The sequence below is a fragment of the Roseofilum sp. genome (assembly GCF_982964205.1).
The window spans coordinates 1-23,740 of record NZ_CEZBFX010000056.1; the positions used below are offsets into that span (position 1 = coordinate 1).

Here is a 23,740-nt window from a genome sequence, read left to right on the forward strand (position 1 = left end):
CTGCCTAGAGTGATAGAAGAGGGATACAGCGCTTTGCGCTGTAACGGAGTACAGTCTCATTGAGATCAGTCATTGCGAATGGAACGAAGTGGAATGAAGCAATCGCAAAATCCCCCAATCTTGGCGATTGCTTCCCTGCGGTCGCAATGACAACTCACATCTACGATCAACAATGTACCTCATAGCAGCGCGAAGCGCTGTAAGTTATCGGATATAGATTGCGATCAATTTTACTCTTTTGGCATTGTTGTTGATGCGGACAACGATCGACCTGAAAGCGTCGCCAAAAATTATTGTAAGGATTTCCGAGAGTTTTTTCCTCAATTCCCTGATACTCCAGGAGAAGTTAACCGGAGTGGTACAAGAACGGGTATTTTTGTATTACCTAACAATGAAGAGCAAGGGGTTTTGGAGACCTTGCTGTTAAAATGCGGTGAGATAGCGTATCGAGACTATTTGCAAAGAGCAAACAATTATATCGATCGCTTTTCAGAAGAAGAACGTAAAAAACTCAAATGGAAGCCTTTCGATCGAGAAAAAGCCATTATTGCCACAGTGGTTAGCGTTCTCAAACCAGGTAAAACCAATCAAGCCAGTATTTCCGATAATCAATGGATTAGTTCAGAAACGGCTGAGTCCGTTGAAGACTTGCAAAAATTGGTCTCTTTTTTAGAGGATTTACTAGGGTTAAAGAAGGATGATGCGAGTTCCTGATGGCTTCATTCTCGATCGCCTGCTGTTTTTATAAGCCATTTGCTGGCAGATCCAGGATATCCATCGCTTCAGTTCCCAAGAAATACTACACCGCTATGAGCAAGGGTGGCATTATCGAGGCATGTTAGCGGATAAGACTTAGGTTTTCCCAGGGAAATTAGAACCGATCGCTACAGGGTTCGGTTTCCCGTTACGATCAATGATGTAAGTATTCGCTGGAAAATTGTTTCTGAAGGACGCATTGAGCTAGACGATCCAGAAACCTTCCAGTGGTATCCTGTGCCATGCTTGAGTTTAGTCGATCGCGCAGCGGAAAAAGAGACGCTGGATGGATAGCTCCGTACTCTCTAGAAATCTAGCGATTCTCGCCTACCATGGAGACTTACCCGATCGCAGCTTGATCAAAGCAGAAGCAGCGTATCCGGTAAGAGAACCCTTGAAGCGGGCGATCAGTATTACCAAACCCTACAGATCCAAAACCCCGCCCAAATTAGAGAAGGTTTGGAGCAATTGAGCATGGCTTGTTAATTATGAATCGGTTTACCCGAACCGGGGCGATCGATCAAACGCGCCAAGCGCTCCAGACGCTTTTGATTATTTTCCGTAACGCCCTCACCCTCCGGTTGTCCTGTGAGGGTAAAAATGGCATTTTGTCGATCGCAGATCCCTTGATTATCCGGAATACACGCCACTTGAATCTTATGCTTCAAGGTTAAAACTTCGCCGGTTCGCGCGCTTTCTTCAACTGTACTTTCCAGGGTTGCGACTCTGAATAAGTGTTGCGCTCCCCTATGCATCAAAGCATCACTGATACTATTCAACCGTTCGGAAACACTGGCGCAACGTCCTTGAGCTGATAACTCAGTATTTTTTTCGGCTATTGTCGTCGTCACCATGGAATCTTGCTCCAGAAAAACTGGGTTTCCATTGCCGTCAACATCCCATACCCTGCGATCGTGCCAGATAATCAACGGATAGGTGTTCGACTTTAGGTTCATAACCGTTTGCCACTGCCCTCCACTCTGGCGACAGACAAATTTTTTACCCATTTGCTCAATCAACCGAATCGCCTCATAAGCAGCTAGGGCATTGCCTTGTTTCCAATAGAAGCTGGCAGCGGTGCGTAAATCAGAGACGGCACCTTCCGAGTCTCCCATAGCATCGCGGGCTAAAGCACGACCTTGATAAGCTTGGGCATACTCACCGTTGATGGCGATCGCCTGATTAAAATAAGTAAGGGCTTGTTGATAATTGTGCTGTTCTAGGGAAGTTTGCCCCGTATTGTATATATTTTGGGGGACACTGCGATCCATTTGGGCAAGCTGTGACATTATACTTTCCCCTTGAGCCGCTTCAGGAACCACACCCCCCAGAGTTACTAGGATCGCGGTGCCAGCTAAAACAGAAGAGAGCCAGTTGAGGACAGGAAACTTAGCAATCATAAACTTTTTCCGGGTAATAGCGTAAGCAAATCCCGTAGGGTGCGTTCGCAAAAGTGCAGGGCACCCTACTCTTCTAAAGTTTACAGCGATCGCCCATAGAATACTTAACGATTAATTATCCCCTAAAATATACCCACACCCACTAATCCCAGTTTCCAAAGTCCATTCAACTGAGCCTGGGAATCCAGATTTACCGAAGAAGTAGACGGAGCCTCTTGAATTTCAAACACCCCTCCTTGGGTAACATCTTGCACTCCCACCGTGAGAGCAAAATCTCCCTGATTCCGATAAGCGGGGTTTTTAATCAGGAGTACCCCATAATTTTCACTATCAACACTTCTGGATTTAAAAAATGCCCATCCCTGGGTCAACGCACCAAATCCACCAATAGTGGCAATGCGCGGTGTGGGATAGGATTCTCCTTCTGGGGCCCATAATAAGGGTTGATCGCCAGAAACCAAATCATCTAAAGACCAAGTTTGGGTATTCTTAAACGTAGCTTCAAAATCTGAGATGGCAAAATAGTCTACATCTTGAATCGTTCGATAGGGTTCGGAATCATCATAACTGAATTGACCTTGCCCAATCACCTCACGCCTCGTCCCAAAAAATTGCATGGTTAGGGTGATGGTCTTCGCTTGAGCAACCGCTTGCCCTATGATGAAACTAGAGCTAGTTAGAGCAAGGGTGAGAGCAAAAATAGAGGAGATATAGCGCTTCGCGCTAGGGAATAGGGAATAGGGAATAGGGAATAGGGTTGTCGTACATGGCTTTGAGGATTCAGCACTATACTCCATAACATCGCCAAGTGCTGTAAAGTTAGCGGGTTTTAATCGTCTGTTCATATAGATAGTCCAACTAAGAGAGTAAATCCTGCGATCGCGGTTAATTGAGAAATGCGCACCAGTGAAGGGCACAATTGTTTACAATAAAGGGAAAATCCTGCGGACAACAGCTCCAAGGATTTTCTCTGGCTATGCAGATGTCACCTTAACCCCAATTTGGTTTATGAGGCAACGGGATCGATTCAGTCAATTTAAGGTATCGGATCGGAATGTGAGTCTATGGCGCGATACACTCACCGGAAATCGGCCGATCGCGATTAAACGTCCTCCTCTGCAATTACTCTTACTGATGGTTCTACTGTTGACAACCACGGGATGTAAATTGCTCCCTCGTCCTGAATCAAGTGCCTTTTCCCAACCCGTCGCCAATCAACCCCAGACCATTTCTGTGGATGTGGCAACGGTTGCGGCTAGCGATCGCGGAACGCGTTTAACCTATACGGGAACCACAGAACCGATTCAGGAAGTGACATTGCGATCGCAAAGTGAAGGACAGCTCCTTTATCTGAGTGTAGATGTGGGCGATCGCGTCCGTCGAGGCCAAGTGATTGCCGAAATTGATAAAGCCTTACCCACCGCAGCCATTAACCAAGCTCAGGCAGAACTCTCGGCTCGTCGGGTAGAAGTCGCCCAAAGTGAAAGCCAGATTCGCCAGTTACAAACCCAAATTGAAATTGCCAAACTTGAATTAAGCCAAACTGAAGCCGATGCCCAACGTTTGGAAACGTTGTATAAAGAAGGAGCCATTTCTAAACAAGATGCGGAATTAGCCCGCACTTCTGCCGAAAGAGCTAAACAAGCTCTCTCGGCAGCGGAAGCTCAGATTGTCACGCAAAATAAGGTCATCGCCGCAGCTCAGGAGCGAGTCACTGCCCAACAAGCCATTCTCAGTCAAGCCCAAGAGCGTCAATCCTATACGGAAGTAGAAGCTCCTATTTCTGGCACTATTTTAAACCGACAAACAGAATCAGGTACGGTGGTAAGACCCGGCGATGAGTTGCTCAGAATTGGGGATTTTAGCCGCGTGAAAGTCAATGTGGAAGTTTCGGAATTAGATTTGTATCAAATTTATCTGGGGCAATATGTATCGGTGACTTTAGATGCCTTTCCTGACCAAGAATTTGCGGGAGAAGTCACCCGAATTTCCCCAGCAGCCGATCCGGTGGCGCGGTTAATTCCCGTGGAAGTAACCATTTCTAATCGTAGCGGGCGCTTAGGGAGTGGATTATTAGCCCGAGCTAACTTTGAAGTGGGCGATCGCCAAACGATCCGGGTTCCCCAAAGAGCCTTGGTTAACCGAGAAGGTGAGGATGCTACCCTATTTCTGATTGATGAGACCAGTGGAAACATCGTAACCTCTCGACGGGTCATCCTGGGAACAACCCGCGATGGTGAAGTGGAAATTGTCTCTGGTTTAGAACCTGGAGAACGCTATGTCTTGCAAAGTTCTCGACCCCTTGAGGATGGCGATCGCGTAGAATTAAGTATCCTCTCTTCCCCATAACTCGGGTAAACCTAGGTTTTCTTGGATTGCCTGTTGCCTTTTGCCTCTTGCTTTTCCCTTAATTTTTATGACCGATAAAACCCCTCTAACTGTGCTGCAAAATCTTTCAGATTCCAAAAAAAAGCTAGGGTTACTGGCGATCGCTGGAATCATTATCCTGGGTGCAACCGGTAGCCTGGCTTATTGGCTATTCGTTGGACGGACTCAAGTTCCCAAAGATATGCAACTGGGAGCCAATGTAGTTCCCCAAGATTCCCTGATGACCATTTCTTTATCCACCAATGAGCGTCAATGGGAAAATTTACGATCCTTTGGCACCCCCAATACTCAAGCAGCATTAGACGAAAGTTTAGCCCAACTGCGCTATCAATTTCAAACCCAAACGAAATTAGATTACCTCCAAGATATTCAGCCTTGGGTGGGACAAGAAGTAACCTGGGCCTATTTAGCGCCAGAAATAGCGGAGGATGAATCCCCCTCTGAAGAAGAACGGATAGTGATGGTGGAACAACCCTCTTGGGTGATGATTGTTCCGATTGCCAATCCCTTGAAAGCAAAGGAAATTTCGGGAAAATTAGTCGATCAAGAACTCACCCAACGCACGTATAAGGATATTGAAATCCAAGAAACAAAACCCGATGCAGATGTGGTATTTTCTTCGACGGTTTTGGATGGCCGATATTTAGTCATTAGTAGCGCTCCAGAAGCCACGGAACGAGTCATTGATACGTTTAAAGGATCGGCTTCTGTGGCTTCGACTCCGGGATATAAAAATGCTTTAGAACAGTTGGGAACGTCTTCAGGTTTGGCACGCATGTATGTCAATATTCCTGAAGCCACTAGAGTTGCTGCTGCCAATTCTGTACGCCCGATCGCCCCAGAAGAATTGGACAAAATTCAAACCAATCAGGGATTAGCGGCTACGTTAGAAGTGGCCTCGAATGGTTTAGTGTTTAAGGGGATTACTTGGCTGAGTAATCAAGCGGATCGGAAATTACAAACCGATAGCCTAAGCTTGGATCTGGGAAATTATCTCCCCAGTGATACGTTGATGATGCTCACCGGCAGTAATTTGAATCAGGCATGGAATCAATATGCCACAGGTGTGGAGGGGAATCCCTTAGCGCCCTTAAATCCAGAAGGCTTAAAACAAGGTTTATTAGATACTACGGGATTAAGTTTAGAAGAAGATTTACTTAAGTGGATGAATGGCGCATTTGCGATCGCCATGATTCCTGCCGATCAAAATACGTCTCCAATTCCATTTGGCTTTGCGGTGATGGTGAATACCGGCGATCGAGAAGCGGCGAACGAAACCTTTGCCAGCCTCGACCAAGCCATGCAAGATAAATATCAGGTGCAAATTAATTCAGAAACCATCGGTGAAACCGAAGTTACTCAATGGCAACTTCCCTTTGGCATTATTGACATTAGTCGAGCCTGGTTAAGTGATGACTTAGTCATGATGACCTTTGGCGCACCCATCTCCAACCGTATCATTACCCCTCCTGAAGATCCCCTCGCGAGTAGCACAGGCTTTACAACCAGTATTCCCGAAGGTCTGAGTCCCCAAAGTGGTTATTTTTACGCCGATATCGAGCGTCTGTTTAACCAAAATCTCCCCCTACCAATTATTATGCCTCCGGATCAAGCGAATCTCTTTAAGGCGTTTGACTCCATTGGCGTAACCTCCGCTATTACTAGCCCCCGTACCACCCGCTATGACTTGCTGGTGCGCCTGAAAAAAGGTCAGGAACCCGGACCCCTACCCTCTCCGAGCTTAAACCCCTCACCAACACCAGAAGCCTCTCCAGAAGCCTCTCCAGAACCTTCTCCAGAAGAGTCAGAAGAATAAGCTAGGCAATAGGCAAGGGTAACACCTAGTTTTTTACCTATTGCCTACTGCCTACTGTCTAACTATCCGAACTTAACGAGTTCCTGGCTATAACAACTCAAAGGAATTCATAAAGCGCTCTACTAAATCAGCGACTGAAGATGCGCTAACGAGGAAGTAAATTTTGTTTTCTGCTAGATACAAGCGCAGGACTAGCAACCCTTCCCCCTCAATTTCGCTGACGCGGTATTCACGACCAGGATAGCCATTGAGATCGATTAATTGCTCCTGACTTTTGAGGTCTGGCATTTCCATTCCCTCCAGGAAGCTATCGCTCATTTCGTCGAGAATCTGTTTATCGCTGGCTTGCTGGAGGTATTCAGTGGGCAACTCCATATAAAATACTCCATAGATTCCCTCTTCGTCTTCAAATTGGATTTCTTCAATGGTCAGAGTTTCGCCACCAAAATCTTCAGAACTCCTTTCCTCTTCGGGTTCTCCTGGCATCTGGACTCTAAAGTTTCCGGTTTTGGTATAGGTTTGCCAATCAGACTGAGACAGAACTAAGGGCAAATGGGTATGGGGAAGCAAAACCTGGCTTGCTTCAAGGGGAAGAGTAAAGCCGAAGGGAGCCAGCATTGCGGCGATCGCCAATATTCTCAGTTTCACATTTGTTATCGTCAACATTGGAGTTTCCTGGGAAAGAACCGTTATGATTGCCAATCATCCTAGGGTGGGCAAGAGAATCAGCGATGGATTCAACTTCGACAACTCTATACCCTGCTCACCCTACCCGCCACTATTCTCGAATTCAGGTTACCCAACCTTTGCAAAGGGGGATAACCGACAATTCCAAGGGTTTAATCTAAAGATACTTTAAAGGGAGGAGAACCCGATCGCGTTTTCCTTTCATTCTAGTAATCAAGATATTCAATACCATAACCCATGAAAAACTTATCTTGGCTCAATCGCAAAACCGCCTGGAAATCCCTGCTACTCATCGTTCTAATGGTTTCCATCACCTTGGGTAGTGCCACCAGCGCCCTAGCTGCCCGAACCGGCGGACGCATTGGGGGCGGCTCATTCCGCGCTCCCAGCCGCACCTATAGTGCCCCTAGCCGCACCTATACAGGGGGTGGATATGGCTTTGGGGGGGGATTCGGTTTTCCCTTTTTACTGCCCTTCTTCGGCTTTGGAGGAGGGTTTGGTGGGCTATTTACAATCCTGATTTTTGTGGCGATCGCTAACTTCCTGATGCAAACCATGCGCCGCCTGGGGGATGGGGATACGGAAATGGTCGCCGGTAGCTCGAATCCCACGACCTCCGTTGCTCAAGTGCAAGTGGGACTCTTAGCCGATGCACGTAGCTTGCAAACTGACTTAGACCGAATTGCTCAAACCAGCGACCCCACTACCGGTGCTGGACGCGCCCAAATTCTACAAGAAGCGACTCTTTCCCTCTTGCGCCATCCAGAATATTGGGTGTATGGTAGTGCCGAAAGCTCTCCAGGACGGCTCGATACAGCAGAAGCTAAGTTTAACCAATTCTCCATTGCCGAGCGCAGTAAGTTCACGGAAGAAACTCTCACCAATTACAATAACCAGCTTAAACAAGCAGAAAGTAAGGGTGCATTACCGGGAGAAGCAACTGACGAGTTAGGGCAAGCCTCTGGTGAATATATTGTAGTGACTTTAGTCGCAGCCACCTTCGGTAAATTAGAGTTACCTGCAATTAATGGTTCTCAAGACTTGCGACGTGCCCTGAGTCAAATGGGATCGTTAGGGGAAGATAATCTATTGGCGATCGAAGTGCTTTGGACTCCCCAAGCCAGTGGGGATACCCTCACCAGTGATGATATTTTAGCCGCTTATCCCAATTTGAAATTGGTTTAAGCTCTTGGGAAATTCCTCCCGAATGCTTAGGGTTTAGAAACCGGGTTTTTTCAGCAGTATCGGTTCATTGGCTAAGGCGATCTGAAAACCCCGGTTTCTTCGGTCGAGTCTAGAAAAAGTGCTATAATCACCTAATTAATATCTGGATCGATTGATGAGCCATATAAACATTAAAGAGTTATTTTTCAAAGAAGTAGAACATCTTCCTGAATCAATGTTAGAAGAAGTCTGGGATTTTTTACTATAAATGGGGTTTTAGGAGATGTCTAATAGCCATAGCCCAGTAGGGTGCGTTAAGAACGCACCCTACCCAATCCTTATCCTTTTACACAAACAACTTGCTTCAGAGTAGCCACCACTTCCACTAAATCAGACTGATTATTCATCACCTGCTCAATGGGCTTATACGCTCCTGGAATTTCATCTAAAACGCCTGCATCTTTGCGGCATTCAACACCATCAGTTTGGGCAATCAAATCATCAAGAGTATAGGATTTTTTCGCCTTGGTTCTAGACATTAATCGCCCCGCACCATGGGAACAAGAGCAATAACTGTCCACATGGCCTTTCCCTTTGACAATATAGGATTTCGCACCCATGGAACCAGGAATAATCCCATAATCATTTTCTTGCGCTCGTACCGCACCTTTGCGCGTTACATAAACCGATTCACCGAAATGGGTTTCTTGTTCAGCATAATTATGATGGCAATTCACCTCAAGTAAAGGTTTCATCGGTTTGCCTCCAGTGAGATGTTTTTCGATAATGCGCTTTAATCTTGCCATCATCACATCCCGATTAAACCGAGCATACTGTTGTGCCCATTGTAAATCGTGCCAATAGGCAGTAAATTCTGGAGTTCCAGCGACAAAATAGGATAAATCAGGATCGGGTAAAGAGGTTTCGGCTAGCTTCGCTAAGTCCTTGGCTGTGTGAATATGATTCTGAGCTAATCGATTGCCAATATGCCGAGAACCAGAATGGAGCATTAACCAAACTCGATCTTCTGTATCGAGGCAAACTTCAATAAAATGGTTGCCCCCCCCCAGAGATCCCATTTGTTTCATGGCTTTACTATCCAGGTTTTGTACCCCTTTGTGTAAATCCTTAAAGTCTTGCCATCCTTGCCAGTTGGTGACCGTTTTTTCGACCTCTTTATTGTCATTGAAGCCTACCGGAATTGTGGATTCAATGTCTTGGCGAATCTTTTTGAGTTTCCCCTCAAGTTGAGCGGCGGTAAAAGGGGTTTTAACGGCTGCCATACCACAGCCAATATCGACACCTACAGCGGCAGGAATAATGGCTTCTTTGGTGGCAATAACCGAGCCAACTAAGGCTCCTTTACCTAAATGAACATCTGGCATTAACGCCACATGCTTAAAGACAAAGGGCAAGGAAGCCACATTTTTTGCCATGCGGGTTTCGTCGTGGGCTAGGGGGTGGTTTGCCCAAGAGAGTACGGGTTTGGCTTGGGCAAATTGCAGATGTTCATAAGGCATGGGAATAATCCTCTCCTGTCCAGCATTGGGGCAGATGACTGCATATACTACATGATAATACAATTAGGTGATATCTGTCAATTGCTAGGACTGCTGAATGAGTCTTGGTTCATCTTCAGTACGCATTTGCAGCAAGTATTTTTGAGATTTAAAACGTAGCTAATACTCACCAATCCAACTATATATCATTGAAGATTATTCCTGTATCTGAGTCGTGTGAGTTTCTGTTTCTTCAGGAATAGTGCGCGTCGTTTGATAAACTCTAATCGGTCGTTCTATGCCCCGAAAGCGATAACTTCCCATGGGCATAAATCCCCGGCGAACGCGCAATAATTTATAAGTTTTTTCACTGACTACACATTCTCCAGGAGGACAAATTCCTTCCATACGAGAAGCCAAGTTTATGGTCGATCCCAATACGGTATAATCGACTCGCTGGGAACTGCCAATATCGCCTACGACTGCCTTCCCACTATTAATGGCAATTCTCAGTTGTAAGGGTTCATTTAAACGCTTGGTTTTATTTAAATGCTCTAAGCGAGTCAGCATTCCTCTAGCGGCTGCCACTGCCCGGTCTGCGTGATCCGGTTGCACTTCTGGAGCGCCAAAAAATGCCATAATGCAATCGCCAATAAATTTATCTAAGGTTCCTTTGGCGACAAAAACTTCCTGGAGCATTTCTTCAAAGAATTTATTTAAAAGTTCGGCAATTTCTGAGGGGGAAAGCCGTTCAGAGAGGGCAGTAAAGCCCACAATATCGGCAAATAAAATACTAATTTCATATTCAGCTAGGGGTAAACGGCCATCGGTGAGCGCTCCGGCTGCCATCATTTGTTGGACAACGGAAGGGGTATGATAGCGTTCGAGACGCTGACGAATATTTTCTTCATCTCTGAGTTTTTCTTCTAGAAGCCATCTTTGTACAGAAGAGGCGACTAAGTTGGCTAGAGCGGAGAAAAAACTGAGGTCTTCTTCTGCTTCTACACTGGTGTACTGGGAAGAAACATGGGCATCGGCATAAAGAACGCCAAAGACTTGTTCTTCTTCCCACAAGGGAACAGCCATAGCAGAACGAATACCTTTGCTGAGGATACTCATTTCTCCTTCAAAGCGTTCATCGGCTTGTGCGTCTGCGGTTTGAATGGCGACTCTTTCGACAAAGACTTTTTGACAGATGCTGTGGGAAATCCAACTGCTATCGGCAGTGAGGGTATCTTGACCTTGATGACGGGTTGCTAGGCGAACTAATTTGAGTTGTCCAATGGCTTCTAAGTCAATTAAGAGGGCTAGACGATCAATGCGTTTGAGGTCTCGAAAAACGGCTTCTTGGACTTGGAGAAAGATGGCTTCGAGGGAACCGGCGGAGTTGAGGCCTTTACTAATGTCTACGAGATCTTTGAGCCGGGCGATCGCTTTACGGTTGCTGCTGGCGGTATCTTGCTCATTATGGGGTTGCAGCCATAATCGTTGCAGATCTTTAACATTACGGAGAATTGTTGTGCCATCAGTACTCAATTCTGGCCCTTTAGAAATCTCCTCTCCAGAAGGTTGCAGAATGAGAACCACTAAAGACACAACCCCAATTTGCACCACATCCCCATGATGAATCCATTGTGCAGATGTGGCGGGTAATCCGTTTAATAATGTGCCATTGAGACTGCCCATATCTTCGATGAGCCATCCATTCCCACGGGCAATAATTTGACCATGATAACGGGAAACACCAAAAAAAGGGAGGCAGAGGCTACAATCGGGCGATCGCCCTAAAACAAAGGGATTATCTTCAACCAATACGGTTCCTTCGGTATTCCCCTCAACTTGTATCCGCAGTTTAAGTTGGCTCATTGTCTTTCAACCCCTTGAGCCATGGTACTTGCAACATTCACGGACAACCAACGCAATTGAGAACAATCTAACTTACCCATTTTCTGAGTCCAAGCAAAGTAGTCACTCAAGTCTGAATGGAACGCCATACGCTATAAATTATCTCTTTATCGAGTAATCCAGAACTAAATCGGATGAACCCTGACCCTAGTATTACCTGTCAACTGATTGTTGGCAGGGTATTCTCTCTATTGTAAATAATGAGCCTGAGAATCATCTGTAGCTACAGTCAATCTCAGGGCAATTGTACTGATGTTACTGATGAGTGATTGATGTGTGCCTAAACCTATTCTTTGAGTTGAGTACCCTTTCTATAGCATCTAAGCGCCGCTTTTGATCTTTTCGGACAGTACTGCGATAGGAACCAAGTCCATCGGCTTCTAGTACTCCCGTGGTGGGATTGACGAAAGAACGCACGCGGGCACATAGTATGACTTGTTTTAGGTCTTCTTCCAGTTGGTGACAGGTTTTGAGGTGTTTAATATAGTCTTTTCCAGCTAGGGGAGATTGATTGATTAAATCTACTCCAGCTAACAATTCAAAGGTGCCCAGGTGAATACCAACGGTTTGGGCTTCTTCTTCGAGTTGGATAATGGAGGGTTTAAGTCGTCGCAGTTGTTTGAAGTCTGCTTCCTCGGGGCTGTCTGCACCATGTTGATAGGCGAAGGTTCCTAGGTTATGTTTGAAGTTTCCAGGATCGGTATGGCCAAAGTAGAGATCGGTATATTCTCCGCTAGGGGTACGGGTTCCTTCAGCAACTCCAATGGCGATCGCCCCTACGGAGTTGGGAGTTGCAAACAGATGTTCTGTAGAGAGATTAACTAATTTGGCTGATACCGTAAATCCAGGCAACTGCCGCTTGCGGGCCCGATCTCCTTCAACTGTTGGTGCTATTGTGGGGGAAAATAAGCCTCCAATTAATCCTAAAGTTGCCAAAATTTGCAACCAACAGAGAATTATTAATCTCTGATGTTTAACATATTTTTTTAATACGTTTAACCTGGATAATCGGCGCATCTAAACCCTGACTTGAAGCACGACAGGGCTAATCGTCCCATAAGGGATCGCGAGAAAACATCCTCTTATTGGGTGAATTTAATTTGTTATCAGAGAAATTACAGGATTTCAATATGCCTTATTTCTCACTGCCCACTCCCCATCGCCAATAAGGTGACCTCCCAAACTAATCGGGGTTGGACATAGTTCAGAAGGGCACGGCTGGCTTTTTCTAACGGTTGTAGCGTTTGGGAAGACGGGTGATTTTGCCAATAGAACTGTTGCAGATAGCCAATCAGCCACAGTTGGGTGGGGGTATCTAAGGTTTGAGGAATGGTTTTGGCTAAGGTTAATTGTTCTCGAGGAGTGGGGGGAAGATTCTGTAGAGACTGTAAGAGTTCTGGTGGGCAAGCTTGTAACTGCTCAAAAGCGGCGATCGCTTCCCCTGGACTGCCCTGAGCTAAGGCCATCACGGTTGGGTTCCCGACAATTTCCCCATAACCGCGCGATCGCAAAACCTGCGCCAATGTCTCTGGACTCAAACGATAAAAAGGAATTCGGGTACAGCGAGAAACAATCGTGGGCAACAGAGCAGCCTCAGAAGAGGCGATCGCAATAATCGTCGCTTGGCCCGGTTCCTCCAAGGTCTTCAATAACCCATTAGCCGCCCCTTCCGCCATCAAATCTGCCCGATCGATCGCCACTAAAGACCGGGGGGACTCCAAAGGGGGACGACTGAGAAATTGACTAATTTCTCGCACTTGTTCAATCCGAATCCGTGGCAGTGCTTTCCGTTTCACCCCTTCAGCTTTTGCCTGAGTTACCGATAGTAATTGTCCTTGATGTTGATACGTGGGTTCCACCCATAACAGGTCAGGATGATTCCCCTGTTCCATGCGTTTTCTAATCCGCGCCAGTTGTTCTGGAGTATCTTCTCGACTAGCCAGATATTGGACAAAATAACGAGCGCTCAAACGCTTACCAATGCCATCAGGCCCCACAAACAAATAGGCGGGGGCAATGCGATTTTTGCCAATCGCCTGACTAAGTAACCTCACCGCTTGCGGTTGGCCAATCACTTCTTCAAATTTAAGGCTCATTGCTCGGAAATTTTCAGGGTATATCCATGAGATCCAGCCTCGAGATCTCCAACAAATACTTGGTATTCGCCTGGAGGCCATTGACCAGGAATTTCGACGGTTGAGCCATCATGGGCCGGCACACAGAGGTCAAAGTCTTGGGGGCCGTCAATTTTGAGGGTCGGGTTACCCGAACTTTGCAGGCGGAAATGAATGGAAGTATCGGCCGTGACAGTCAGTCTCACATTGGGCGCAGCCGCTAAATTCCCGCAATTGCTTGCAGTGGGGCCACCAGATGTACCCGTGAGTTCCATGGGTTGAAACCCAGGACTGATGGTTTTTTGGGTGGTTTGGGCTAGACTGCTTAGGGAAGTCAGGGTGGCGATCGCCCCTGCTAGGATAGATAGGATCGCTACAGATGGTCTATTCATAGGTTAATCCTCGAATGAAGAAAGAATGAGGGCAGCGCCCTACTCTTATCGTCTACGACTTTAGGGTTATGCGATCAGATGATTTTATCCATTTACTTGTTTCCGGTCATCGGAAATGGGTAGGGGAGTAATGGCAAAATCGGCAAATGTAATCGTATAGTTGTCCTGCTGGCGATCGCGAATAAACGTTAAGATGACTTCGGACGCTACAGCCACTGCGAGCAAGACCAAATTACGGGCTAAGGGGTAGTCACAAACATCATCATTAGCCGGTGAAGGGACGCGATAGCGATCGTTCCAAATGATTTCCCCATAGTCCGCAGCTAATCCAATATGTAAGCAGGGAATCTGGTGTGTTGTGCAATAGTCTTTGACGCTTTGGCGACTGGGACTATTATCAAATGTATCAATCACCAAAGAGGACCCTTTGAGCAATTTATGAACGGTGTCGTCGGTTAAGCGTTGATTAATCCCTTGTAAACCGATCCCTAACGCCCGATAGAGAGTATTGGCGAGGATTTTAACTTTATAAGCACCCACATCCGATTGATAATAGGGTTGGGTCGAGAGATTACGCTCCTCAATGCGATCGTCATCAATCACCTTAATCTGAGTCAGTCCAGTTCTGGCCAAATTTTCCGTCAGATTTCCCCCCAAGGCACCGGCACCGCAAATGGCAATCGGAAAACACTTGAGCTTGGCCATAATAGGGGCTGTGCGGTGCAATTCTTCATGAAAAAACATAGACATAGTGATGCCTGCCAGACCTGCGATCGGTAATCTCCATTGTATAATGTTGGAGATCAAGCCTTCTCCCGTAAGAGAAGGACTTCTCCCATTCTCCGCGTCTGGGTGTTTGGAGTGTTTTCCGCACTAAATTTGAACATCATTCCCTTGAGAGCTGGTTACCTTGGGGCGATCGCCGATCCCCCTCCTTTATGAATGTGACTGATATTCTTTGGGTTCTCGTCTGTTCGGGGCTAGTCTTTCTCATGCAACCCGGATTCATGTGTTTAGAATCTGGCCTGACTCGTTCCAAAAACAGCATTAACGTTGCTGTTAAAAATATAGCCGATTTTGGCATCTCTGTTACCCTATTTTGGGCGATCGGATATGCCCTCATGTTTGGGGAAAATCCCAGTGGATGGCTGGGCATCAGTAATTTTTTTATTAATATTAGTACCCCCTCAGTCGCCACTTTTTTCCTCTTCCAAACCATGTTTTGCAGCACCTCTACCACCATCGTTTCTGGTGCAGTCGCAGAACGGATGAAATTTATTTCCTATCTCGTGGTTGCAGGTCTCGTTTCTGGCCTCATTTATCCCATCTTCGGTTGTTGGGCTTGGAATGGTCTGAACTTAGAAAATACCTCCGGTTGGCTACAGAATCTGGGGTTTGTCGATTTTGCTGGCTCAACAGTTGTTCATAGTATTGGGGCGTGGGTTTCTTTAGCTACACTATCCGTGGTTGGGCCCCGTTCCGGACGATTTCGATATTCGGGACACCCCCGTAAAATCCACGGATCTAATATGCAACTTGCTGTCCTAGGAACTCTACTGTTATGGTTTGGATGGTTAGGCTTTAATGGGGGCAGTACGTTAAGCCTCAATGACCAAGTCCCTGGAATTATGGTCAATACTATGATGGCCGGATCGTCAGGAATGCTAACCGGTGCAGCCATTAGTTGGTATCGGCGCAAAATTCCCCAGGTTGAAGCCTTAATGAATGGCTCTTTGGCTGGCTTAGTTGCCGTAACCGCTTCTTGTCATGCCGTCACAACATTAGAAGCTGTCATGATTGGCATCATAGGAGCGGGAATTATGATGATTGTCGCTCAACTTTTGGAAGATTTTAAAATAGATGATGCCGTTGATGCCATTGCAGTCCATGGAGGATCTGGTATTTGGGGAACCTTAGCCGTTGCCTGGTTTGGCGATCCCCAGATTCTGGGAACGGGGTTAACGGTTCGAGAACAATTCGGGGTACAACTGTTAGGAATTATCGTTGCTGGAGTGTGGGCTTTTTCTCTAACCTATGGGATTTTATGGAGCCTAAACCAGTTGATTGCTTTACGGGTTTCTTTAGCGGAAGAAAAAATTGGTTTGAATATTTCTGAGCATCAGGCACAGACAGAAATCCACGATCTCTTTCAAGTGATGCAAGAGCAGGCTAATACTCAGGATTTAGCTCTGCGCGTACCGGTAGAACCCTTTACAGAAGTGGGACAAATTGCCCATCGTTACAATCAAGTGATGGCGGCTCTAGAGGAAGCAGTGAGTAAAACTCAGGCGGTGTTTAATACGGCCAGTGATGGAATTTTAACGTTTACTCTAGATAATTTAGAAATTAGCAAAGCGAATCCCAGTGCAGAAAAGATTTTTGGTTATCCTCTTGCGGAATTAATGGGATTATCTATTGAGCGGTTGATTTCGATTCCAAGCGATCCCCTAGCTGACCGATTAACCGTGATTCGAGAACTGATCAAACCGGGAAGGCATGAAGCGATCGGATTGCGATCGAATGGGGAAGAATTTCCGATAGAAGCAACCTTAACAAAGGCTAATTTAGGCGAGCATCGCACGTTTTATGTGGGGACATTTAGAGATATTACTCGACGGAAGAAAACCCAAGCCGATCTCGCTAAAGCTAATGCGGAAATTTTGGAACTCAATCAGCAGCTTAAAGAGGAGAATTTACGCATGAGTTCTGAGTTGGATGTGACTCGGAAGTTGCAAAAAATCTTGTTGCCAACAGCAGAAGAATTGACCGCTATTCCGGAGTTGACCTTTGCTGTATTTATGGAGCCAGCTTTTGAGGTAGGTGGGGATTATTATGATGTTTTGCTTCACGATTTAGGGATAAAAATTGCTATTGGTGATGTGACGGGTCATGGGTTGGAAAGTGGAGTCTTGTCGATTATGGTGCAAACGGCAGTCCGGACGTTGTTGGAAGCAGAGGAAACCGATCCGGAGCGCTTTTTGGATATTCTGAATCGCACGATTTATCATAATGTACAACGAATGAAATCGGAAAAAAGTTTAACGTTAAGTATTTTGGATTATACTCAGGGACAGCTCAGGTTGAGTGGTCAACATGAGGAGTTGTTAATTGTGCGTGCAGATGGAAGGATAGAGCGCATTGATACACTTGATTTGGGAATTCCGTTGGGATTACAAGAGGATGTCTCTGAGTTTTTTGACTCAATTGTGGTAGATCTAAATCCAGGGGATGGCGGTGTTTTGTATACAGATGGAATTACGGAAGCGGAAAATAGTGATGGTAAACGTTATGGTTTAGATCGGTTTTGCGATCGCATCACTCAGGTGTGGCATTATTCAACGGAAGAGATTCGCGATCGCCTGATTGCGGATGTTCGCTCTTATATGGGTTCCCACACCATGTATGATGATATTACGTTGGTGGTCTTTAAGCGCAAAGAGTTATAGTTATTTTAATTAAGGATGGGACACAACGGTAAGAGCAAATGGCGTTTACTCCTACAGTCGTTCTAGTTGTAAACCGATCATGATTGTCCCACTCTTAATTAATAGCAAAGAAGGAGTGGGTTAGCATAGCTAAATTGTGGTTTTAGGGAACCGGGAACAGAAAATCTATTAACTTTCCCTTCCCTGACTATAGTGCTACACTATTAAAAGTCAAAATTTTCAGGACTGTTTGTTTCGTACATTTAGCAAATAAATCCGGATCGTTGCAGGGTTCGATCACCAATTGTCCCATTGTACCATCTATCATCGCTATCAGTAATTGAGCGGTAATCTCAGGGACTAACGTCGTATCAATTTGCCCTCTAACTTGTCCTTGGCAGATGGCTGTCTCAATTGCTCTCAACGCCTCCGCTTGTATTGCTTGAAGGAGGTTGGCGATCTCTTGGTTGCGTCCGGCCTCTGCTAGAATTTCTAACCAAAGCTGACAGTCATGGCGATGGGTATTGATCGTGCCAATTCCGGCGATCAAGTCTGCTAAAGCAATGGCTTTGTCCTCTGCGCGGGCTAACTCTCCCAGCAAGGTTGCGGTTATGGCTTGCTCTTCTTCCACAATCGCTTCAATAATGGACTCTTTTGACGGAAAGTATCGGTATAGCGCTCCAGGACTCATGCCAACTGCCTTGCAGATTTTGGCCATGCCTGTTCCGTGAAAGCCTGACTCTAAAAAGCATTGGGCGGCAACTTCCAGGATGCGATCGCACTTTTCTTTAAATTTTTTTTCATCTCGGGTTCTTGGCATGGTTCACTAGGAAGCTTTTCGTAGGTTGGATAGATCGATTCGCTTGAGCGCACAGTACCCTTATTGTGGCTCTATTATCTTACTTTATAAAGCGAATGAACATTCTTTCTTTTTATCTTGACAGCCTCACTTTCCGGTTGTTATTGTAAGAATGAACATTCACTCTATAAAAATGCGTGCCTCTCCTCTGTCAAGACCCCTACGCTACCTGACCCTCGGCCTGCTCGTCGCCATGCTCGGCAGCATTGCTGGTTGCAAGTTTGAATGGCCCGTCACCGATTCGGAACCTGAAGTGATACAAGCTCCAGTCAAACCCTCGCGACTGGTTGTTTTGGGTCGTCTGGAACCCGCTTCGACTGCGATCGCCCTATCAGCCCCGTTAGCCTTGGAACACGATCGGGTCGCGGAGCTGCACGTCCGAGCTGGGGATACAGTCGCTGCGGGTCAGATCGTTGCTGTACTCGATTCCCACACCCGTCTCCAACACCAGGTGGCTCGCGCTCGCAAGCAGGTCAAGTTAGCCCAACAGCAGCTCGCGCGGGTACAAGCAGGAAACCAGAAAAGTGAAATCGCTGCTCAAAAGGCTGTTGTCGTCCAACTCCAGGCCAAGCTGACAGGAGAGATGACCACCCAAGCCGCCACCCTCGAGCGGTTGCAGGCTCAACTTGACAATGCTCGGACAGAATTTGAACGGTTTGAACAGTTATATATAGATGGGGCTGTTTCCGCCTCGGCACGAGACACTAAAGCCTTGACTCTCAACTCGGCACAAGCAATGGTTTTGGAAGCTGAGGCTGCCCAGGTTCGCGATCGCCAAACCCTACAGGCGCAAATTAAAACAGCTCAGGCGACTCTCGAGCAGCTCCAAGAGGTACGTCCTGAAGATGTGGCTGTGGCTCAAGCTGAAGTCGATGCAGCAGTCGAAGCCCTAGCTCTAGCTGAGACAGACTTAGAACAAGCACGAGTGCGCGCGCCCTTCGCAGGTCAGGTACTTGAAGTTCATGTATATCCAGGCGAACGTGCAGACGGGGCAGGCATTGTTGAACTTGGCCAAACGGAAGAAATGGTGATTGTTGCTGAAGTTGATGAAACGGACATTCGCCAAGTGCAGTTGGGACAAATGGCCACAGGTGTGGCGGCTGCATTGGAAGACCCAATCCAGGGCATGGTTACCCACATTGGTCGTGCCGTCCGCAAACAATCGGTATTTAGCGATCAACCGGGGAGCAATTTAGATAGCCGCGTGATTGAAGTGCGCATTGCCCTCGATTCAGAGGCCAGCCAACGGGTTTCTGGTCTGACCAATCTCCAAGTCGAAACTGCCATCCAACTTAACTAATTGCGTCGCCTACCTAACCATGTTGCTAAAATACTTCCGCAAAACCCCCCTTGCTTGGCATCAGCTCGTTAAGCAAAAAGCTCGCCTACTTGTCGCCCTTGCCGGGATTGCCTTTGCCGACGTTCTCATGTTTATACAAATGGGCTTGTTAGATTCCCTGTATGACAGTGCGACAAAGCCACACCAGGAGATGGATGCCGATTTAGTGTTACTCGATCCCCGAGCAAAAACCTTAATCAATCTGCCTAGTTTCCCCCGCAAGCGACTCTATCAAGCTCTCGGATACGATGGCGTAGCCTCGGCCATGCCACTCTCTATCGGCATGGCCTCCTGGCGCAATCCGGAAACCCATATCAATCACGACATTCTACTGTGGGGTATCGACCCCGAGCGATCGCCCTTTACCAACATCCAGGATGCGGAACGGGTGCAATCCTTAAAGCTTCTTAACCGAGTCCTCTTCGATCGTACCTCGTCGAGTAAATTCGGACCGATTGCCCAACGCTTCCAAGAGCAAGGAACCGCGATCGCAGAAGTTAGCGACCAACGAATCAAAGTCACGGGCTTATTTGCAATGGGGGTTTCTTTTGGTGCTGAAGCGAATGCGATCGCCAGTTTCTCTACCTTCCTTACCTTATTGCCCAACCGCCAGGCGAATCGCGTTAATATCGGCTTGCTCACCCTTGAGCCGGGTGCAGATCTAGAACGAGTTCAGGGACAATTACAAGCGGGCTTACCCCCCGATGTTAAAGTCGTCACCAAAGCTGAATTTATCGAGCTAGAAAAAGTTTATTGGAGTGAAGGAGGTACGGGCTTTATTTTTAATCTTGGTGCAGTGGTTGGCTTCATTGTCGGGACGGTAATTGTTTATCAAATACTCTACACTGATGTCTCCGACCATTTGCCGGAATACGCCACGTTGAAAGCCATGGGTTACAGCGATTCCTACCTCGATGGTGTTCTTGTTCAAGAAATCCTTGTCCTGGCCGTGTTCGGATTTATTCCTGGTTTCTTCTTTTCTGTAGGGCTTTATCAGCTCACTGCCAATGTGACGGCTTTGCCGGTTGTGATGAAAACCGGGCGTGCCATTATCGTGCTGATGTTAACGCTGGTCATGTGTGCCGGTTCGGGCCTCATCGCTCTGCGAAAACTGCGCTCTGCCGATCCCGCTGATATTTTTGGCTAGTATCTCCGTCTACAGCTTAGTAATATGAATTTTTAACTGTCTCAATGAATACAACAACGTTTGTCCCTGAATCGACATCCGCGATCGCCATTAATCATCTTAATCACCATTTCGGTACTGGTGCGCTTAAAAAGCAAGTTCTCCATGACATTAGCCTGGAGATTCAATCTGGGGAGATTGTGATTATGACTGGCCCCTCTGGTTCAGGCAAAACAACCTTGTTGACCCTCATGGGGGGATTGCGATCGGCACAGAATGGTAGCCTGAGAATATTGGGTAATGAATTTCAAGGCGCTAGGAAAGAACAGTTGAACGAATTGCGTAAGCAAATTGGCTATATTTTCCAAGCTCATAATCTGATGAGTTTCCTCACGGCTAAACAAAACGTTCGTATGTCCCTCGAATTGCACGAGGATATATCGCCAACCAAACTAGATAAAAAAGCTGCTGCTATGCTCGATCGCGTTGGCCTTGGAGATCGCATTAATTACTATCCCGAAAACCTATCGGGCGGCCAAAGACAGCGAGTGGCGATCGCCCGCGCCCTCGTCAGTAATCCCAAAATTCTCCTAGCCGACGAACCAACGGCTGCCCTTGATAAGAAATCCGGTCGTGATGTAGTCGAACTCATGCAAAAGCTGGCGATCGAGCAGAAGTGTACGATTTTACTCGTTACCCACGACAATCGGATTCTCGACATTGCCAACCGTATTATTTACATGGAAGACGGCTATCTCACCCACCTCCCCGAAGATCCTGGGACAGATCGCGATCGATAGTTCTGACCAATAGGCTCTAAGCGCTACATTGGAGTAATTGCCGAGACTCTTGAGACTCAATAGTCCCTCGATCTAATCTCTGAATGGGTTCCCACTGACAAATTTGTTGGAAAATAGTTTGATATCCTAACACATTGGGATGCAATCCGTCGGGGCCGAGGCGCTCCTGTTGCCAATTGAGGGAATGTTGCGTCCAGAGATCGAACAAATCTAAATAGGGAATTTGGCGCTGTTTGCAAGCTTGGCGCGTAGCCTCCTTGTAGCGATATTGTTGTTCGTGGTTATAGTACAAACAGTCTAAAAAGGGCATTTTGGATTCATCAACCGGAATCATGCCCACGTAGAGGACGGGACAGAGTTCTTTGGATTGATCCAATAAGTAACTTAATTCTGCTTGAAACTTATTAAAATCTGTATAGTTGCGTCCGTGGGGACGAGACACACAAGCGGAATCATTCAATCCTACGGATAAGATTAACAGATCGGGAAGTCGATTACGCAACTCTCCCCGACGACAAAACTCGCATTCTAACCGTTGGACGACTTGTGGGGTGCGATCGCCTCTGACTCCCAAATTATAAACCACATGGCCCGCAGTCTCTGGAGCCATCCACGAGCGGCGCAGGCGTTCTACCCAACCCCCACCTTCGAGATCTCCAAACCCGTACACCAGACTATCTCCAAAGGCAATAATTTTGAGAGCAGAACCCTTAGAATTGTTCTGAGTTGAACCCGGGGAAACTGATGCAGTAGGACAATAGTGCATAGAGAGAATACTCAAACTAAGGTGTACAGCCGTATGGCAGTGAATGAGTTGGTTAGGATAGTAGGATATTATTTGAGGCAAAAGGCAATAGAAAATGCCTTAACTATCCTTCCACTGCTATATCATTATGAGTAACTCACCGGCTGACCGGTGTGTGGGCCTCAATATAGTTGTACACCGTAACAGAAAATTAACAAAGTCGCCCAAGGCGATCGCTTCAATGATTCAATTCAATTAATTATTAATAATTAAGTGTATATGACTATCACCTATTGCCTACAACTCTCGCAAGGGGCTATTGGGGTCGGTTGACCCCACCCCAATAATTGCCCTTACCATTTGAGTAAGTTAAACTGCTCCATATCCACGGTATTGCGGTTACGGTAAATCGATAGGACGATCGCCAAGCCTACGGCTGCTTCGGCTGCGGCTACGGTAATCACAAATACCGTAAACACTTGGCCGCGAATGCCTTGGGGATCTAAGAAATTAGAAAAGGCCATCAAATTTAAGTTAACCGCATTGAGCAATAACTCAATCGACATTAACACTCGTACCGCATTTCGGCTAGTAATCAAGCCATAAATACCGATACAAAATAGGGCGGCTGCAATGAGCAAAAAATATTCGAGTTGTAAAACCATTATGTTTCCACTTCTCCCAATCAATGAACTAGCTCTGTTCCCCTTTAAGATTCCGTTTCTTTACTGGACGAGACCAATTCTCTTGGTCGTTCCGGCAATTGTAAAATATCAGAAATCCCTCTACCCTGGGGAGGTTGGTCAGGAATTTCTTCCCGACGGGCGAGAATAATTGCCCCCACTAAAGCCATTAATAGGAGGACAGAAGCCAACTCAAATGGCAGGAGAAAATCACTAAAGAAATGCAAACCGATCAGCACTGTTGCACTATCTCCGGCGATCGCCTCTGTGGAGAGTTGCCAGGGCGTTTGCAGAACCATCATACTCAATAGGGCAAACAACCCCCCACAAACGGCAGCCGTTGCACCCTTGCGAATCCACCCCCGAACCAGGGGTTGATAGTCTTCCTGTTTATTCACTAACATAATGGCAAACAGGATGAGGACATTAATTGCGCCCACATAGATCAAGGTTTGAGCGGCTGCCACAAACCCCGCATTTAGTAACAGATACAGCCCAGCCATACTGATCAACACTCCCGCCAATAAAAAGGCAGAGTGGACAATATTCTTCAGTAAGACTACGCCAAGAGCTGCGGCGATCGCCATAATCGCCAACAGCCCAAATGAGACCAATTGAACCCCTTCAGCTAAATTCACGTTC

General features: G+C 46.7%; 22 protein-coding genes. 9 read left to right on the plus strand and 13 right to left on the minus strand.

Annotated elements, in window-relative coordinates; genetic code table 11:
* Positions 1-213 precede the first annotated feature (213 nt).
* Positions 214-714, plus strand: a complete 501-nt coding sequence (locus AC3A14_RS14525) for a DUF3226 domain-containing protein (protein ID WP_413039127.1) — start codon at positions 214-216, stop codon at positions 712-714.
* A 328-nt stretch (positions 715-1,042) separates the two neighbouring features.
* On the plus strand, positions 1,043-1,228 hold the full coding sequence (locus AC3A14_RS14530) for a hypothetical protein (RefSeq protein ID WP_318732848.1): 186 nt from the start codon (positions 1,043-1,045) through the stop codon (positions 1,226-1,228).
* Positions 1,229-1,238: 10 nt separating this feature from the next.
* On the opposite strand, the gene AC3A14_RS14535 is transcribed toward AC3A14_RS14530, so the two are convergent.
* Both AC3A14_RS14535 and AC3A14_RS14540 read right to left on the minus strand, forming a co-directional pair.
* Positions 1,239-2,156: a tetratricopeptide repeat protein gene (locus AC3A14_RS14535; RefSeq protein ID WP_318732847.1), complete on the minus strand. Its 918-nt coding sequence runs from the start codon at positions 2,154-2,156 to the stop codon at positions 1,239-1,241.
* Between the two features lie 122 nt (positions 2,157-2,278).
* Complete coding sequence (locus AC3A14_RS14540) at positions 2,279-3,001, minus strand: hypothetical protein (protein ID WP_318702100.1); 723 nt, start codon at positions 2,999-3,001, stop codon at positions 2,279-2,281.
* A 61-nt stretch (positions 3,002-3,062) separates the two neighbouring features.
* Here AC3A14_RS14540 and AC3A14_RS14545 point away from each other — a divergent pair, with 61 nt between their 5' ends.
* Positions 3,063-4,505 carry an efflux RND transporter periplasmic adaptor subunit gene (locus AC3A14_RS14545; protein ID WP_318732846.1) on the plus strand — a complete coding sequence of 481 codons (1,443 nt, stop codon included), beginning with the start codon at positions 3,063-3,065 and terminating at the stop codon, positions 4,503-4,505.
* Positions 4,506-4,572: 67 nt separating this feature from the next.
* Positions 4,573-6,360: a DUF3352 domain-containing protein gene (locus tag AC3A14_RS14550; protein ID WP_318702102.1), complete on the plus strand. Its 1,788-nt coding sequence runs from the start codon at positions 4,573-4,575 to the stop codon at positions 6,358-6,360.
* Between the two features lie 87 nt (positions 6,361-6,447).
* Here AC3A14_RS14550 and AC3A14_RS14555 read toward each other — a convergent pair whose 3' ends face one another.
* Entirely contained in the window at positions 6,448-7,026 is a 579-nt protein-coding gene (locus AC3A14_RS14555) for a hypothetical protein (protein ID WP_318732845.1), read from the minus strand.
* Positions 7,027-7,284: 258 nt separating this feature from the next.
* On the opposite strand from AC3A14_RS14555, the gene AC3A14_RS14560 reads away from it, so the two are divergent.
* On the plus strand, positions 7,285-8,232 hold the full coding sequence (locus tag AC3A14_RS14560; protein ID WP_318732844.1) for a DUF1517 domain-containing protein: 948 nt from the start codon (positions 7,285-7,287) through the stop codon (positions 8,230-8,232).
* 317 nt (positions 8,233-8,549) lie between these two features.
* On the opposite strand, the gene AC3A14_RS14565 is transcribed toward AC3A14_RS14560, so the two are convergent.
* The 6 genes from AC3A14_RS14565 to AC3A14_RS14590 form a co-directional block, all read right to left on the minus strand.
* On the minus strand, positions 8,550-9,731 hold the full coding sequence (locus AC3A14_RS14565) for an RtcB family protein (protein WP_318732843.1): 1,182 nt from the start codon (positions 9,729-9,731) through the stop codon (positions 8,550-8,552).
* Between the two features lie 195 nt (positions 9,732-9,926).
* Positions 9,927-11,576: an adenylate/guanylate cyclase domain-containing protein gene (locus AC3A14_RS14570; RefSeq protein ID WP_318732842.1), complete on the minus strand. Its 1,650-nt coding sequence runs from the start codon at positions 11,574-11,576 to the stop codon at positions 9,927-9,929.
* A gap of 294 nt (positions 11,577-11,870) precedes the next feature.
* Complete coding sequence (locus AC3A14_RS14575) at positions 11,871-12,560, minus strand: hypothetical protein (RefSeq protein ID WP_318736795.1); 690 nt, start codon at positions 12,558-12,560, stop codon at positions 11,871-11,873.
* A 197-nt stretch (positions 12,561-12,757) separates the two neighbouring features.
* Positions 12,758-13,711 (minus strand): DNA polymerase III subunit delta', encoded by a 954-nt coding sequence (locus tag AC3A14_RS14580; RefSeq protein WP_318732840.1) that lies wholly within the window; start codon positions 13,709-13,711, stop codon positions 12,758-12,760.
* Positions 13,708-14,121, minus strand: a complete 414-nt coding sequence (locus tag AC3A14_RS14585) for a hypothetical protein (protein ID WP_318702109.1) — start codon at positions 14,119-14,121, stop codon at positions 13,708-13,710. Before AC3A14_RS14585 ends, AC3A14_RS14580 begins: the two co-directional genes overlap by 4 nt.
* Before the next feature lie 84 nt (positions 14,122-14,205).
* The gene (locus AC3A14_RS14590; protein WP_318732839.1) at positions 14,206-14,871 is read right to left on the minus strand and encodes a ThiF family adenylyltransferase; all 666 of its coding nucleotides are present in this window, start codon (positions 14,869-14,871) and stop codon (positions 14,206-14,208) included.
* A gap of 188 nt (positions 14,872-15,059) precedes the next feature.
* On the opposite strand from AC3A14_RS14590, the gene amt reads away from it, so the two are divergent.
* Positions 15,060-17,567 carry an ammonium transporter gene (gene amt / locus AC3A14_RS14595; protein WP_318732838.1) on the plus strand — a complete coding sequence of 836 codons (2,508 nt, stop codon included), beginning with the start codon at positions 15,060-15,062 and terminating at the stop codon, positions 17,565-17,567.
* A gap of 187 nt (positions 17,568-17,754) precedes the next feature.
* Here amt and AC3A14_RS14600 read toward each other — a convergent pair whose 3' ends face one another.
* Complete coding sequence (locus AC3A14_RS14600; protein ID WP_318732837.1) at positions 17,755-18,366, minus strand: TetR/AcrR family transcriptional regulator; 612 nt, start codon at positions 18,364-18,366, stop codon at positions 17,755-17,757.
* Between the two features lie 172 nt (positions 18,367-18,538).
* Here AC3A14_RS14600 and AC3A14_RS14605 point away from each other — a divergent pair, with 172 nt between their 5' ends.
* The 3 genes from AC3A14_RS14605 to AC3A14_RS14615 are packed head-to-tail and all read left to right on the plus strand — an operon-like array spanning position 18,539 to position 21,670.
* Positions 18,539-19,705: an HlyD family efflux transporter periplasmic adaptor subunit gene (locus tag AC3A14_RS14605; RefSeq protein ID WP_318720050.1), complete on the plus strand. Its 1,167-nt coding sequence runs from the start codon at positions 18,539-18,541 to the stop codon at positions 19,703-19,705.
* A gap of 19 nt (positions 19,706-19,724) precedes the next feature.
* A complete protein-coding gene (devC, locus tag AC3A14_RS14610; protein ID WP_318732836.1) occupies positions 19,725-20,891 on the plus strand; it encodes an ABC transporter permease DevC in 1,167 nt (388 codons plus the stop codon).
* A gap of 44 nt (positions 20,892-20,935) precedes the next feature.
* On the plus strand, positions 20,936-21,670 hold the full coding sequence (locus AC3A14_RS14615) for a DevA family ABC transporter ATP-binding protein (RefSeq protein ID WP_318702115.1): 735 nt from the start codon (positions 20,936-20,938) through the stop codon (positions 21,668-21,670).
* A gap of 16 nt (positions 21,671-21,686) precedes the next feature.
* On the opposite strand, the gene AC3A14_RS14620 is transcribed toward AC3A14_RS14615, so the two are convergent.
* From AC3A14_RS14620 to AC3A14_RS14630, 3 genes are all read right to left on the minus strand, one after another.
* Positions 21,687-22,436 carry a GDSL-type esterase/lipase family protein gene (locus AC3A14_RS14620; protein WP_318732835.1) on the minus strand — a complete coding sequence of 250 codons (750 nt, stop codon included), beginning with the start codon at positions 22,434-22,436 and terminating at the stop codon, positions 21,687-21,689.
* A gap of 332 nt (positions 22,437-22,768) precedes the next feature.
* Complete coding sequence (gene nuoK, locus AC3A14_RS14625) at positions 22,769-23,080, minus strand: NADH-quinone oxidoreductase subunit NuoK (protein ID WP_271936106.1); 312 nt, start codon at positions 23,078-23,080, stop codon at positions 22,769-22,771.
* 44 nt (positions 23,081-23,124) lie between these two features.
* Positions 23,125-23,736, minus strand: a complete 612-nt coding sequence (locus tag AC3A14_RS14630; RefSeq protein ID WP_318702117.1) for an NADH-quinone oxidoreductase subunit J — start codon at positions 23,734-23,736, stop codon at positions 23,125-23,127.
* Positions 23,737-23,740: the final 4 nt, after the last annotated feature.

Bases quoted from the DNA above. Each gene is read 5' to 3' on its own strand.
- AC3A14_RS14530 (WP_318732848.1), top strand. From the start codon at position 1,043: ATGGATAGCTCCGTACTCTCTAGAAATCTAGCGATTCTCGCCTACCAT.
- AC3A14_RS14535 (WP_318732847.1), bottom strand. From the start codon at position 2,156: ATGATTGCTAAGTTTCCTGTCCTCAACTGGCTCTCTTCTGTTTTAGCT.
- AC3A14_RS14540 (WP_318702100.1), bottom strand. From the start codon at position 3,001: ATGAACAGACGATTAAAACCCGCTAACTTTACAGCACTTGGCGATGTT.
- AC3A14_RS14550 (WP_318702102.1), top strand. From the start codon at position 4,573: ATGACCGATAAAACCCCTCTAACTGTGCTGCAAAATCTTTCAGATTCC.
- AC3A14_RS14555 (WP_318732845.1), bottom strand. From the start codon at position 7,026: ATGTTGACGATAACAAATGTGAAACTGAGAATATTGGCGATCGCCGCA.
- AC3A14_RS14560 (WP_318732844.1), top strand. From the start codon at position 7,285: ATGAAAAACTTATCTTGGCTCAATCGCAAAACCGCCTGGAAATCCCTG.
- AC3A14_RS14565 (WP_318732843.1), bottom strand. From the start codon at position 9,731: ATGCCTTATGAACATCTGCAATTTGCCCAAGCCAAACCCGTACTCTCT.
- AC3A14_RS14570 (WP_318732842.1), bottom strand. From the start codon at position 11,576: ATGAGCCAACTTAAACTGCGGATACAAGTTGAGGGGAATACCGAAGGA.
- AC3A14_RS14580 (WP_318732840.1), bottom strand. From the start codon at position 13,711: ATGAGCCTTAAATTTGAAGAAGTGATTGGCCAACCGCAAGCGGTGAGG.
- AC3A14_RS14585 (WP_318702109.1), bottom strand. From the start codon at position 14,121: ATGAATAGACCATCTGTAGCGATCCTATCTATCCTAGCAGGGGCGATC.
- AC3A14_RS14590 (WP_318732839.1), bottom strand. From the start codon at position 14,871: ATGTCTATGTTTTTTCATGAAGAATTGCACCGCACAGCCCCTATTATG.
- amt (WP_318732838.1), top strand. From the start codon at position 15,060: ATGAATGTGACTGATATTCTTTGGGTTCTCGTCTGTTCGGGGCTAGTC.
- AC3A14_RS14600 (WP_318732837.1), bottom strand. From the start codon at position 18,366: ATGCCAAGAACCCGAGATGAAAAAAAATTTAAAGAAAAGTGCGATCGC.
- AC3A14_RS14605 (WP_318720050.1), top strand. From the start codon at position 18,539: ATGCGTGCCTCTCCTCTGTCAAGACCCCTACGCTACCTGACCCTCGGC.
- devC (WP_318732836.1), top strand. From the start codon at position 19,725: ATGTTGCTAAAATACTTCCGCAAAACCCCCCTTGCTTGGCATCAGCTC.
- AC3A14_RS14615 (WP_318702115.1), top strand. From the start codon at position 20,936: ATGAATACAACAACGTTTGTCCCTGAATCGACATCCGCGATCGCCATT.
- AC3A14_RS14620 (WP_318732835.1), bottom strand. From the start codon at position 22,436: ATGCACTATTGTCCTACTGCATCAGTTTCCCCGGGTTCAACTCAGAAC.
- nuoK (WP_271936106.1), bottom strand. From the start codon at position 23,080: ATGGTTTTACAACTCGAATATTTTTTGCTCATTGCAGCCGCCCTATTT.